Consider the following 13,001-nt stretch of genomic DNA (forward strand, 5'->3'; position numbering starts at 1 on the left):
TCCTCGCTACGGGCGCTATTCTCGGTCAGCCTCCTAGCCCGGGCGTAATCCTTTTGTTGGACCCGGGGTATTATTGGGAAGTCCTGGCGCTTCGTTTCCTGCATTTAATCCGGCTGAAAAGTAAACTGTCTGCTTTATTGAACGTCTATTGAAAGACAATCAAGAGTTCAGCCACGGGAAGATCAATAGATCTTATTATCCTCGGCCAATGCAGGCCAAGCTTGTTCATCAAGCCTCTCCAAACGCAGTCGTGGACCTCACAGGCGATTCGGAACTCAGGATCACAGGCATCGGTTCCGGGTAGTAGCACCAGAAAGTCCATGACCTGCGATGTTTCCGAAAACCTCTGGCGCATCGCACCGTCCTAACGTTTCTGTCTGTCAAATTTGCTGCAGAGGGTGCTATAGGTTGCTGTTTTTCTGATTATTAAAATGCCGCCTGAGGTAAGCGTGATGTTCGTACCCATTCTTGCAGCGGCATTTTTATTTTATGGAGTATCAAATGACTGATACCAACAACGTGATGACTTTTGCGGACCTTCCCCTGTCGGAAGCGGTAATCAAGGCCGTTCAGGATGTCGGCTATGAGAGCCCATCACCCATACAGGCACAAAGTATTCCTCACCTCCTGGAAGGTCGTGACCTTCTGGGCCTGGCGCAGACCGGTACGGGAAAAACAGCCGCATTTGCATTGCCATTGCTGTCAGCCGTTGATTTGAAGCAGCGTGATCCCCAGGTTCTGGTATTAACACCGACCCGTGAGCTGGCTATACAGGTGGCAGAAGCCTTTCAACGGTATGCCCGTCATATGAAAGGGTTCCATGTTTTGCCCGTTTATGGTGGCCAGGATATGCGTGGCCAATTGCGCAGCCTGCAGCGTGGGACCCATGTGATTGTCGGCACACCGGGTCGGGTCATGGACCACCTGCGTCGCGAAAGCCTGAAACTGGACAATCTGAAAACCGTTGTCCTGGATGAAGCGGATGAAATGCTGCGTATGGGCTTCGTGGATGATATTGAATGGATCATGGAGCAGACGCCCGCTGACCGTCAGGTGGCATTGTTCTCTGCCACCATGCCTTACCAGATCCGTAAAATTGCAGATACTCACTTAAAAGAGCCTGCGACGGTTGAGATTAAAGCGAAAACCGCCACCGTTGACACCATTACCCAGAAAGTCTGTATGGTCAGCGGTTTCCACAAGCTGGATGCCCTGACCCGTATTCTGGAAGTGGAACCTTTTGATGCCATGATTATTTTCGTGCGCACCAAAACCGCCACGGTTGAACTGGCTGAAAAACTGGAAGCCCGTGGTTTTGCGGCCGCGGCACTGAATGGCGATATGAGTCAGGCACTGCGGGAAAAAGTGGTTGACCGTCTCAAGAAAAAATCCCTGGATATTCTGATTGCTACTGACGTAGCCGCCAGAGGCCTGGATGTCGAGCGCATGAGCCACGTCGTGAACTACGATATCCCTTACGATACGGAAGCCTACGTTCACCGTATTGGCCGTACCGGACGTGCTGGCCGTGAGGGTACCGCTATCCTGTTTGCTACCCATCGTGAGCGAAGAATGCTTCGTGCCATTGAAAGTGCTACACGACAGCGTATTGATACCATGCGTTTGCCTTCCATGAGTGACGTGCGTGATATCCGTATCCGTCAGTTCAAGGAAGATGTCATCAAGGCAATGGACATGGGCGAAGAGCTGGATGTGTTCCGTGAGATTGTTGTTGAGCTTGAGCAGGAAAACGCCCTGAGTTATGAAGATATGGCAGCCGCACTCTGCTTTATGGCCCAGAAAGAACGCCCATTCCCGGATGCCAAAGAACCCGAGCAGCCTCGTCGTGAAGGTCGTGAGCGTGGTGACCGTCCTGAGCGTGGGGACAGGCGTCGTGATGGCGAAAGACGTGGTGAGCGTGGCCGTGAACGCAACAATGATGGCATGGTGCGTTACCGCGTAGAGCTGGGTCGTGACCAGGGCATCAATCCGGGTGACCTGGTGGGGGCCATTGCCAATGAAGGCAAAATCTCCGGACAGAGTATTGGCCATATCCGACTGTTTGATAACTGCTCGTCAGTCTATCTGCCAGAAGGGATGGACAAGAACGTTATTGAAGCCTTGAAAGGGGCCAGGATTCGCAACCGGCCAATGGAGTTGAAACTGTGGACGGGTGATGAGCCTCAATCAGAGCGCCGTGGCCGTCGTGATGGTGGTCGTGGTCGCCAGGAGGGCGGTCGCTACGAAGGTGGCCGCCGTGAAGGTGGTCGTGGTGGTGATCGTCGTCCACGTCGCGATAATAACGGTAATCGTTAATGGTTCTGCGGGCTACTGGTTTTTCAGTAGCCCGGATTAGCGGCTATTTCACCTGAATGGCGTCTTTTTCCCAGGATTTTTCAAATGCCTCCCGGCGGATATCAACCTCCCAGCCGTGGTATGGGTCCCGGATAAGAACCGATGTATCTGTAACCGCATCAACAATAACGAAATGAGCTCCTGTTGCGAAACTCACTGAGACTATTGCTGACCCATCCCGATTGACCGCAAGGGCCAGTTCTTCAAGATTTGCAAACCGGGTTTTAAATGGGAATAAACCCGCTGAAGACAGTGCCTGGGATATAAGGCTGTCACCAAGGTTTGTTGATATCAGGGTGTTTACCGAAAAGGAACGTTTATTATGCTGATACATTAACATCACCGCGGCTGCATAAGCACAGCCTCTGGTTGCCTGTTGTTGAATGATCGGTCTTTCATTAGCGGTATACTTGACTTCAACCGGTTTAGCTCCCTCAATCCCACGGGTAATTTCGGTTCTTACAGGTTGGTACACGTGTAAAATTTCATCATCACTGTAGGAAAGCAGGTAACCGTGTTTTCCAGAAAAAGATATGTTTTTGAGGATATGGTCTTCCGGGAAAAGAAAATGAACAACAAATTCCAGAATAGTCACCGGAATGTTGCACAAAGTATTTCCGGGCTTGAATAGCTCCTCTGGTAAGTTTTTCGAGACTAAATGATTTTTAAAATAGCTATTAGACAGCAGGTCATATCGGCTCATAATATAATCAAAAATATTTTTGAACTGTTTTGATTCTCGATTTCTGCTCCCTTTAAGGGTGTCACAAACTGCCAGGTCTGGGTAAGTCCTCGGATATACAGATTTTGGTATGTTGGCTAATTGAATGAGTTTATCCCTGAGCGCTTGAGTATCTTTATCATAAGGTTTGCTAACGATGCCACCACAAGACTGGGTTTGCTGATATTGCTGGCTGATTGAAGGGGATGTTGCTTCTGGGTCAGGTTGCGGGCTATGTTGTGGGCCAGGTTGTGGGCTGAGTTGAGCGGGCCTTCCTGAAAGCTCTCCAGGGTTAATCCTGATGCTTGGCAGCCCGACGCTTTGTCGCCTTGCTGTTTCAAGGCCAAGGCGATGGAACAGGTCCTGGCGTGAGGATGGTGTACTTCGCTTCGAGGTAGGAGGTATTGCTGGGACAGGCCTGGCAAGGCGTCCATTGGAAGCTATTGCTTCGGAAGCTGTTTTTTCAGAAGCTGTTTTTTCAGAAGCTGTTTTTTTAGAAGCTGTTTTTTTAGAAGCTAATGTTTCGCCTGAACAAACATCACTGTTTCTGTCATTGACGTTTAAGCCCAGGCCAGCAAAACTGGTTTGGAGTTCCTTCAGGGGGCTCATGATAGTTACCTTGATTTTAAATTTATTTACTCATTTGACTGAGTTAACGCCAAAAAGTTTCCAAAGAACCTGAAAGCTTTTTTATTCAAAATTTTTATTTAGACTGGCGGTAATACATGAAACAAAACCGAAAAGAAGTGACAGGCAGACCCTCCCAGCACAAACAGATGCCAGATCGCATGATTGAAGGGCAGCTTTTTCCACAAATAAAAAATCACGCCAACGGTGTAAAGTAACCCACCGGCAACCAGCCAGTATATTCCGCCAGTTGATAAATTATCCGCCAGCTCTCCGGAAGCAATCAGCACCAGCCATCCCATAAGAATGTAGGTACTGATGGACAGTTTTTTGTATCTTGATCCAAACACCACTTTGAAGATGATGCCCAGTGCTGCCAGCGTCCATATCACCGCAAAAAGAATCCAGCCCGTGACGCTTCTCATGCTAACCAGAAGAAAAGGCGTGTAGGTTCCGGCAATCAGCAGATAGATGGAACAGTGATCCAGTATTTTGAAAACTTTCTTGGTTTTCGGGTGCTGAAAGCTGTGGTAAAGCGTGGAGGCAAGGAATAGTAGAATCATGGTGGTGCCGTAGATGCTGAAACTGACCACCCGCCATACATCAGCCTGGTGGGCAGCAAAGGTGACCAGCAGTGTCAGGCCGGCAACACTCAGCAGGGCCCCCAGGCCGTGGGTAATACTATTGGCAATCTCTTCAGCCAGGCTGTAGCCCCGGCTGATAAGTTTGTTTGCTGCTGTAGATTTTGGAGCCATAAATCGGTTGTTTACTCTGTGCCAGTGTTTCTGATCATACTGAATCTTACACCTTAATGCATAGGTATTATGCGCCTCAGTTCCCGGGGTTTACTAACTGTCATGAATGACTGGAAACACGTTTAGGGTCATCTTTAAAGTAGTCAATACACGAGTGATTGATAAAACCGTGTGCAGGGAAGTCCACGTTCGGGTGGATTCCCGGACTGATAAATTAGAATGGCGGCAATACCTGATGATCGACTACTTTATTTCTATCAGCTGCTGATTTTCTGGCTGATCAAAGGGCCATGTTTTGCGGAGGTCAGGCCACTCTGTCCCAGGCAGTCACCCTCTACAGGCTATCGCTGATGGCTTTCCCCCGGGAGGCTCTCGTACTTAAGACGATTCTCGCCAGGATTCTTGCTGCAGTCCCTTAAGTCCAACAGCCTTCAGGTTTATCTTTATTCCCGTAGCTGGAGTATGACATGAAAAGGTTGATCCACTCTTGTATTGTTTTGGCTGCAGGTGCTGCTCTGTTCGGGTGCAGTTCCCACAAGCTGACCAGTGTTGACCCCCAGTTGGTTGAGAAAAAGACCTGGGTATTGACGTCAATGAACGGTCAGGCCGCATCGGGTCCAAGAGTAACCATGGAGCTTCGGCCTGCGACTGCCCAGGATGGACGTATTAGTGGTCAGGCTCAGTGTAACCGCTACTTTGGCAGTTACCAGGTTGCCAACAATAAAATTCACTTTACCCCGATGGGAGGCACCCGGGCCGCCTGCCCGGCACCCTTTATGACCAAGGAGGCAGAGTATCTGGCAGCCTTCCCCAAACTGGATAATATCGCCATAAAAGAGAATGGGCTGATGCTGAATAATCGCAGTGGTGACCAGAAACTGACCTACGTTGCGGAGTCAGCCTATGTGAGTGGCCAGATTGCTGCCAGTGAAGGTACTTTTGCCCCGGGCTCTGAAATTATTGTGGTTCTGCAAGATAGCGCCATGCCCAATGACCCGGCAGGTATCATTGGCATTGAGCGAATCCAGGTAGGCGGGAATGTGGATGTGGTGGATTATATGGTTAACTATGCGCCCGAGCTGGTTAATCCAGACAGCAACTATGAGCTGTTGGCGGAAGTGATCCAGAATGGCCAGGTGATGTTTATTACGGCTGTGAAGCCCTCTGTTCAGCTTAAGTCTGCTCCGGTACAGCAATGATTGGTAAAACTGAATCGGTAACACTGAATCGGTAAAGGTGCATAAAGTGCGCCCTGTTCTGGTGCGCACTTGCTGTTGTCTTCATTACACTCGGCCAGTAAGGTTCGGACTACTTCAAGGCCGAACGCCTGTCACCACAGGTCATTCAGGGTGATTGCCGTCACGCACTCCGGGGCTGTGGTTCGCAACCGCCACAATCTGCCGGGTTTTCTGTTTTACCTTCATCGGTCATATCCACCAGGGTGATGCCGTTCTCAATCAGGTCGATCACATCGGCAGCCACTTCACCGGTGAAGCGGATGCATTGCTCCCGATGTGCCTGGGAGGCAAATTCCACATCCTTGATCAGTTTGCGGCAGCAAGTGCTTTTATTACGCCTGATGAAGCGGTCATGCAACTCGGCGGAAATGGGAAACATATCCTTATCCATCTCGGCACCGGCCTGTTCCCGACCATGGCTGAGCCCGAGCGCCATAACCCCACCGGAGAGTGCGCCACAGAGGCAACCAGCCATCCCCATACCGACTGGGAATCCCGATGCCATTTTGACCATACGGGCGTCAGCGGGTTGCCCTAAATAATCATTAACTGTCGTGAAGACCGCTTCTGAACAGAGGAATTTGTCGTTGCGATAGAGCGTTTCGGCCTCGATGCGAATCTTGTCGCTGGCTTCGGAATAACGTCGCAATCCCTCGGCCCTGCGGTTGGCAATGGCCTGTTCTTTTGCGGGTAGATGGCTGTTGGGTTGGGTTCTTTTCGGGATAGGCATAATAAATTCTCCACAGGATCTTCTCTAAAGGCCCTTCTCTAAGAGATACGGACCCTGTGCTACGTTCAGCAGGCAGCAAGCTGGAGCTTGAATCAGGGGGCAATAAAATTGAGAGCGATTCTCTTTGAAGCGAGGCTCAATTAACACTGACGTAGATCATTAATTGTGCAATTTGCCACAACTAATGGGTAACAATTCTATCCCTTTGGGCCGCTTTTTCGTATATCGTCCCTGCCAGCAGAATTGCTGTCTATTGAACACAGCGACATGAGGTTCCCCTGTGCAAGATCAATCACAAAAGCCAACAACATCAGCAACCCCGGAGTTACACACTCTCGATATGCGGGGGCATCTCTGTCCCCAGCCATTGATAAAAACCCGGCGACTCTGGAAAACACTGGCAGCCGGTGAGCAGTTTCAGGTACTGGTGGATAACGATATAGCCCATCTCAACCTGGTCAGTTTCCTGAACGATCAGGGTGCCGGGCCGAGTGTGCAAAAGGAAGGCGACGATTGCTGGGTCATCGTTGCTTCTCGTGCAGCCGATAGCGCCATATCCAATGCAGCGGCCAGGGCAAAGTCAGCGGCAAACACCGCGCCCGAAGTAAGCCTTGCCGTTGGGCAGCAACCAGCCAACCAGCCAGCCAACTATATCGTCGTGTTGAAAAGTGACTGTATGGGACATGGGGATGATGATCTGGGCCGACTGCTGGTCAAGGGTTATCTCAATACACTGCGTGAGTTAGAGAACAAACCCACGGCCATTATTCTCTACAATGGCGGTGCCTTGATAGCCAATCAGGGCTCTGGCTCAGAGGCAGCACTCAGGACACTCGAAGAGGATGGCGTTGATGTGATCGTTTGTGGAGCCTGTGTCGATTTCTTTGCCATCAAAGAGACGCTGGTGGCAGGGCGTATCTCCAATATGTATGAGATTGCTGACAAGATCGCCAAGACCGGCCATGTCGTTTATCCATGAGCCGTTTATCCATGACCAGCTGTTTAACCTATTTCGATAACAGTGCCACCACTTTCCCCAAACCGGCGGCTGTCGCCCAGGCGATGACCCGCTACCTGCTGGAGGAAGGTGGCAGTTATGGGCGTTCCTCCCATGCCCGTGCATTTCGGGCCAGTACTGTGGTGGAGCGTTGCCGGGAGCGTCTGGCGCAACTGATGGATATCAGCCAGGTTGAGCATCTCTGCTTTACCAACAATGCGACACACGCCGCCAATGTGATTTTGCAAGGCATCGACTTCACCAGCCCTGAGGCAGTTACCAGAGCAGAAGTGTTGATTTCACCTCTGGAGCACAATGCTATTGCACGACCACTGGCGCAGCTGGAAGGATGCGGGCTGATAACTGTTCGACAACTACCGGCTGGTGCTGATGGTGTCGTTCAGCCTGATCTGATTGCTCCGGTTCTGACCGATAACACACGACTGGTGATTATTAATCACCAGAGTAATGTCAACGGCGCTATTCAGCCACTGGCGAAGATCAGGCAGGCGATTGGACAGATACCGTTGATGGTGGATGCCTCTCAATCGCTGGGGAAATTGCCTGTGCGAGTGGATGAATGGGGTATTGATTATCTGATATTTACCGGACACAAGGGGTTGTTTGGCCCACCGGGTACAGGCGGTTTGTTTATTCGCCAGCCCGACACGGTGCAGCCGTTACATCTTGGTGGCACTGGCAGTAATAGCGAGCATCTGGCCATGCCGGAGACCATGCCCGACCGCTTTGAAGCGGGTACACCCAATATGGTTGGTATTTACGGGTTATTAGCGGCACTGGACAATGTGCCCGGGTCGCAACACAGTCGTGGCGACTTTTTTGCGTTAATGGAGGCCATCGAGGCGCTGCCGGGTTATCGTATTCAGCGCACCGAAAACCGCGATGCCCAGGGCGAAGTGATCTCCCTGCTGCACGATTGTATTGATGCGGCGACTCTGTCGTGGAGGCTGGAAAAAGAGTTTGGTATAGAAACCCGTCCGGGACTGCATTGTGCACCACTCGCCCATCAATTCCTGAACTCCTTTCCTGATGGCAGTTGCCGTTTGTCACCGTCACCACTGCATACGACAGCTGATTTTGACTATCTGATCACTGCCCTGGCGGCTATCTCCAGGCAGAGCACCAGAGAGAGCCGCGTATGAAACGATCCTTTTTGCTGCTGCCTTCCATGCGTCTGGCGATCAAGGCAGAGGCGTTTTGCCGAGACAGCAATATTGCCTGCGAAGTTGTACCAGTGCCCCGTCAGATTTCGTCCGAGTGTGGTATGTGCCTTGAGGTGGACAACGGCTTAGCTGAACAGGTACAACGGCAACTGGAGCAGGCTGGTCTGGCTGCGATCCTTGCCAATACGGAATAGAATACGGAATAACAAGAAAGTTGAGAGCGTTTTATGTCTTCGCAATCGTTAACACAGCCGTCAACAGACAGCATTGATCTGCTGAAAACCGTTGAGTATGGCGGCTGCTCTGCCAAGTTGTCACCGACGGAATTAGCCGGGATTTTGACTGAGTTGCAGTTTCCTGGTCACCCTGATCTGCTGGTGGACATCTCCACCCATGATGATGCCGGGGTCTATCGGATCAACGACGAAACAGCGCTGATCTTTACCACCGATTTCTTCCCGCCCGTGTGCAGTGATCCGGTGGAATTTGGTGAGATTGCCGCAGCCAATGCCCTGAGTGATGTGTTTGCCATGGGCGGTAAGCCGCTGATGGTGCTGAATCTGATGATGTACTCTACCAGTGAGTTGCCGGTGAGCGGTTTCGCCCGGATTCTGAAAGGCGGGCAGAACAAGACCATGGAGGCGGGGGCGCTGGTGGTTGGTGGCCACACCATTGAGGATCATCCCCCCAAGTTTGGTCTGGCCGTGATCGGTACAGTCCATCCGGAACGGGTCATCAGCAACAGTCAGGCACAAGTTGGCGATAAACTGATACTGACCAAACCCATTGGCATTGGCGCACTGATCTCTGGCCATCGGGAGCAGATGGCCAGTGCTGGAGCCTATCAGAAGGCACTGGCGCAGATGAAACTGCTCAACAAAACCGCTGCTGAAATCATGGTGAAATACGGCACTCGTTGTGCAACGGATGTTACCGGTTTTGGTCTGCTCGGACATGCCCGTGAAATTGCCAATGGGAGCATGCTGACCTTGCACCTTGATATGCAGCAAGTGCCGCTGTTGGATGAAGCCTATGAGCTGTTTGACGATGGCTGTATACCGGGGGCGGCGTTCCGCAATTTGCAGTATGTCAGTGATGATGCCCGCTTCCGTGAGGGAATGGACTACAACCTGAAGATGCTTTCCTGTGATGCGCAAACTTCCGGTGGGTTGTTAATCTGTGCCCCTGGGGCCTTAGCGAATGACATACTGGCAGAATTGCACGCTTCTGGCCTGCATCCGCAGGCGGCGATTATCGGTGAGGTATTACCGAGAGATGGCGAAGATGTTGCCCTGATTCTGGAGTAAATTGTGGAGTAATGATTGTGGAGTAACCTGTCAACCAGACTGCGGCATTATTTTTGCTGCTGATGACGGCAGAGTTGCCACTGGAATGATATAATTCTCGCCCGCTTTTATTGCCGGACAGGTTCATGGTTAGAATAGGTCGAATGAACCACCTGAAGGTGGTCAATCTTCTGGATTTTGGTGCATTTCTTGAGGGCGGTATGCTGGACGACATCCTGCTGCCAAAACGCTTTGTGCCAGAAGGGTGTCAGGTGGGTGATGAGCTGGATGTTTTTATCTATCTGGACTCTGATGATGCCCCCATTGCCACGACACTCCGCCCCAGGGTTCAGGTCGGGCAATTCGCCTGCCTGAAAGTTACCGATACCAATCGCATTGGTGCATTCCTTGACTGGAATATGCCAAAAGAGCTGCTGGTTCCATTCAGTGAACAGAAAGAGCGCATGGTCAAAGACCAGTTCTATGTGGTTTATGTCTATCAGGAACAGCAGGGTTACCGGATCGTTGCGTCTTCGAAAATAAGCAAATTTCTGGATTCAATCTCATCAAAAACACCACATCGGTACAATAATGGTCAGGCGGTTTCACTGATGATTGGTGACCGGACAGATATTGGTTATACGGCAATTGTCGACAATAAATACCTGGGGGTTATTTTTGACCAGGATATCGACAGGCCAATCCGGATGGGAATGAAGTTTGACGGGTTTATTAAACGGGTCCGGCCTGATCAGAAACTGGATGTATGCCTGAAAAAGCCGGGCTTTGATAAACAGGGAATGAATGACCTGGGCACGGTGATTCTTGCCAGGCTGAAGGCAGAGAATGGCTTTTTGCCTTTCAATGACCGTACTGACCCTGCGGTAGTCAAAAGGGAGTTTTCAGTCAGTAAACGGGTGTTCAAAATGGCGATTGGCGGGCTATACAAAGAACGCCGGATCAGTATTGATGACGATGGTATTCGTCTTTTATAGGCTTTTCTTTTAAACATGGCTTTATAAACACGGCTTTATAAATACAGCTGGTGGAGCGTTAATTGCTCCACCCACGCTCCTCAACGATCCGGCACTTTGCAATCATGGTATCGCGGACGACATTCTGTGAGGGAAGGTGTCGCCTGTTATTGAACACTGGCACAAGGCGTTGGCGGGTGGCTAATGTCCGGGACTTCCAGTAAAATACTACGGTTTTGCATTTCCTCTTGCTCTCGTTCCGAGAGGTCAACGTATCCCAGCTTAACAGGTGATCAAATGGGCAAATTTTATACCCAGACCAATCTTCAGATTGACGACAAGCAGGCCTACCGGGTTTTCGACGGTAAGAAGCAAGCTCGTCTCGGGACTGAAAAGAACCCTGCTGTTCTTACTGTTCAGACTGAAGAGCGCAGGGCTGAGCTGGAAACAGAGTTTCTGGAAAATGGCTGGTTTTGTCAGATTCACGTGGATGAAGAGGCCCCGGAAGATACCTCGGCGTTGCAGTTATTGAAAGATACACCTAAAACGACAGTACTGGAAAAAGTGCCGGGACGAAATGATCCATGCCTCTGTGGCAGCGGGAAAAAATATAAAAAGTGCTGCGGCTGATCGGCAGGAGCCTGTTGAGCTTTTATTGCCAGCCCGCAAAAATTCAACAGGCCATCCCCTTCTGACAAAATAACCTGATAAGTAGAAAAAATTCTAATTCGATCCATTATTAGTGCTGACAGGTTATTTATCGAGTCATCTTGTCGACCTATCTTATTAAGACTCCCACTTTCAAAAGCCACTTTTAGTGGCTTTGGTTTTAACAAACAGGTGGACCGACTATGAAAAGTCAGACGTTGGGTAGCAGCCTTCTGGTTGCCGGTACTTCCATTGGTGCCGGCATGCTGGCGTTGCCCCTGGTGTCAGCACTGACAGGTCTGGGGTGGGGCGTATTCCTGATGTTTTTGATGTGGGGATTATCAACCTATGGCGGGCTGTTGATTGCCGAGGCCTGTCGGGCCTGCCCGGAAGCAGAGAACCTGCATGGCGTCATGGGGCGTTTGATGGGGCCGGTTGGTCAGGGTGTTGCCGTTGTGGCCATGCTGTTTCTCTATTATTCCCTGTGCGCCGCTTATATTTCCGGTGGGGCCAATGTTCTGGGCAGTCTGCTGGCAAAAGAGGGGGTTCATCTGCCTTTTCGAATCACGGCGACGGTGGTGGTGTTGCTGGTTGCCATTCTGGTGGTGACCGGTACCCGGGTCGTTGATGTGGTCAACCGGGTGATGTTTGCACTGATGCTGGTTTTACTGCTTTACATCGTATTTTCGCTATTGCCCGAGGTCAGTTTGAGTAACCTCGGGCTGGAGAGCAGCACCCCGGGCATTCTGTTGGCTGCGCTGCCGGTGTTATATACCTCATTTGGCTATCACTGTGCGGTACCCACTGTTGTTCAGTATGTTCAGGGAAAACCCCGGCGGTTTCGCTATGCACTGATTGGTGGCAGCGCCCTGCCGTTCAGTATTTACGTTGTCTGGATGGCGGTGGTGATTGGTGTGGTTTCCTCTACTGTGGTAGTGACCATGGCACATCGTCCGGATGGGGTAACGTCGCTGATGGATGCCATAGGGAACCATTCCGGTACGTCCAGTTTTGATTATCTGATCAGTGCATTCGCCGCCTTTGCCCTGGGGACGTCATTTCTGGGGGTAGCGCTTGGGCTATTTGACTATTTGGCAGAAGTGTTTGGCCGTTCCCATGGCATTTGGGGGCGCATCGAAACCATTACGCTGACGCTATTGATCCCGCTGCTGGCGGCTATTTTTATGCCGGGAAGTTTTGTCACGGCGCTTGGTTATGCCGCTGTGGCCCTGGTGATTCTGGCGGTATTTATTCCCGTGGCACTGGTCTGGAAGGTTCGTAAGCTGCATATGGAAGAACCCTATCAAGTGGCCGGTGGTATTCCGGCACTGGCCATTGCGATTATTATTGGGCTTTTGGTGATTGTTGCCCAGTTTGGGGTGATAGGTGGTGTATTACCGTCTATTGGCTAAGAGCCTGTCGGACTTAAGACTGTCCTACTGCGGTTGCGATAAATTGGTCTAAAAATTCCTGCTTCTTCGTCAAA

Annotated in this window: 12 protein-coding genes; 9 read left to right on the top strand and 3 right to left on the bottom strand. The window is 50.9% G+C overall.

Features of this window, described 5'->3' with window-relative positions:
* Positions 1-501: 501 nt before the first annotated feature.
* A complete protein-coding gene (locus KDK13_RS17415) occupies positions 502-2,316 on the top strand; it encodes a DEAD/DEAH box helicase (RefSeq protein WP_257286261.1) in 1,815 nt (604 codons plus the stop codon).
* A 43-nt stretch (positions 2,317-2,359) separates the two neighbouring features.
* Here the strand turns inward: KDK13_RS17415 and KDK13_RS17420 are convergent, their stop codons facing one another.
* Together KDK13_RS17420 and KDK13_RS17425 are read right to left on the bottom strand one after the other, a co-directional pair.
* On the bottom strand, positions 2,360-3,685 hold the full coding sequence (locus KDK13_RS17420) for a cysteine peptidase family C39 domain-containing protein (RefSeq protein WP_257286262.1): 1,326 nt from the start codon (positions 3,683-3,685) through the stop codon (positions 2,360-2,362).
* 98 nt (positions 3,686-3,783) lie between these two features.
* On the bottom strand, positions 3,784-4,458 hold the full coding sequence (locus KDK13_RS17425; RefSeq protein WP_257286263.1) for a hemolysin III family protein: 675 nt from the start codon (positions 4,456-4,458) through the stop codon (positions 3,784-3,786).
* A 467-nt stretch (positions 4,459-4,925) separates the two neighbouring features.
* Here KDK13_RS17425 and KDK13_RS17430 point away from each other — a divergent pair, with 467 nt between their 5' ends.
* Positions 4,926-5,657 carry an META domain-containing protein gene (locus tag KDK13_RS17430; RefSeq protein ID WP_257286265.1) on the top strand — a complete coding sequence of 244 codons (732 nt, stop codon included), beginning with the start codon at positions 4,926-4,928 and terminating at the stop codon, positions 5,655-5,657.
* 160 nt (positions 5,658-5,817) lie between these two features.
* On the opposite strand, the gene KDK13_RS17435 is transcribed toward KDK13_RS17430, so the two are convergent.
* Positions 5,818-6,426, bottom strand: a complete 609-nt coding sequence (locus KDK13_RS17435) for a C-GCAxxG-C-C family protein (protein WP_257286266.1) — start codon at positions 6,424-6,426, stop codon at positions 5,818-5,820.
* A gap of 280 nt (positions 6,427-6,706) precedes the next feature.
* Here KDK13_RS17435 and yedF point away from each other — a divergent pair, with 280 nt between their 5' ends.
* From yedF to KDK13_RS17470, 7 genes are all read left to right on the top strand, one after another.
* On the top strand, positions 6,707-7,405 hold the full coding sequence (yedF, locus tag KDK13_RS17440; RefSeq protein WP_257286268.1) for a sulfurtransferase-like selenium metabolism protein YedF: 699 nt from the start codon (positions 6,707-6,709) through the stop codon (positions 7,403-7,405).
* Positions 7,402-8,586 (top strand): aminotransferase class V-fold PLP-dependent enzyme, encoded by a 1,185-nt coding sequence (locus KDK13_RS17445; RefSeq protein ID WP_257286270.1) that lies wholly within the window; start codon positions 7,402-7,404, stop codon positions 8,584-8,586. Before yedF ends, KDK13_RS17445 begins: the two co-directional genes overlap by 4 nt.
* Entirely contained in the window at positions 8,583-8,801 is a 219-nt protein-coding gene (locus KDK13_RS17450) for a DUF3343 domain-containing protein (protein ID WP_257286271.1), read from the top strand. Before KDK13_RS17445 ends, KDK13_RS17450 begins: the two co-directional genes overlap by 4 nt.
* A gap of 33 nt (positions 8,802-8,834) precedes the next feature.
* Positions 8,835-9,914 (top strand): selenide, water dikinase SelD, encoded by a 1,080-nt coding sequence (gene selD / locus KDK13_RS17455; protein ID WP_257286272.1) that lies wholly within the window; start codon positions 8,835-8,837, stop codon positions 9,912-9,914.
* Positions 9,915-10,039: 125 nt separating this feature from the next.
* On the top strand, positions 10,040-10,888 hold the full coding sequence (locus KDK13_RS17460; protein ID WP_257286273.1) for a S1 RNA-binding domain-containing protein: 849 nt from the start codon (positions 10,040-10,042) through the stop codon (positions 10,886-10,888).
* 276 nt (positions 10,889-11,164) lie between these two features.
* Positions 11,165-11,497: a PBPRA1643 family SWIM/SEC-C metal-binding motif protein gene (locus KDK13_RS17465; protein ID WP_257286274.1), complete on the top strand. Its 333-nt coding sequence runs from the start codon at positions 11,165-11,167 to the stop codon at positions 11,495-11,497.
* Positions 11,498-11,718: 221 nt separating this feature from the next.
* Positions 11,719-12,927: an aromatic amino acid transport family protein gene (locus KDK13_RS17470; RefSeq protein ID WP_257286275.1), complete on the top strand. Its 1,209-nt coding sequence runs from the start codon at positions 11,719-11,721 to the stop codon at positions 12,925-12,927.
* The last annotated feature ends 74 nt before the right edge of the window (positions 12,928-13,001 follow it).

Source organism: Endozoicomonas sp. SESOKO1 (assembly GCF_024606265.1).
Lineage (GTDB): Bacteria > Pseudomonadota > Gammaproteobacteria > Pseudomonadales > Endozoicomonadaceae > Endozoicomonas.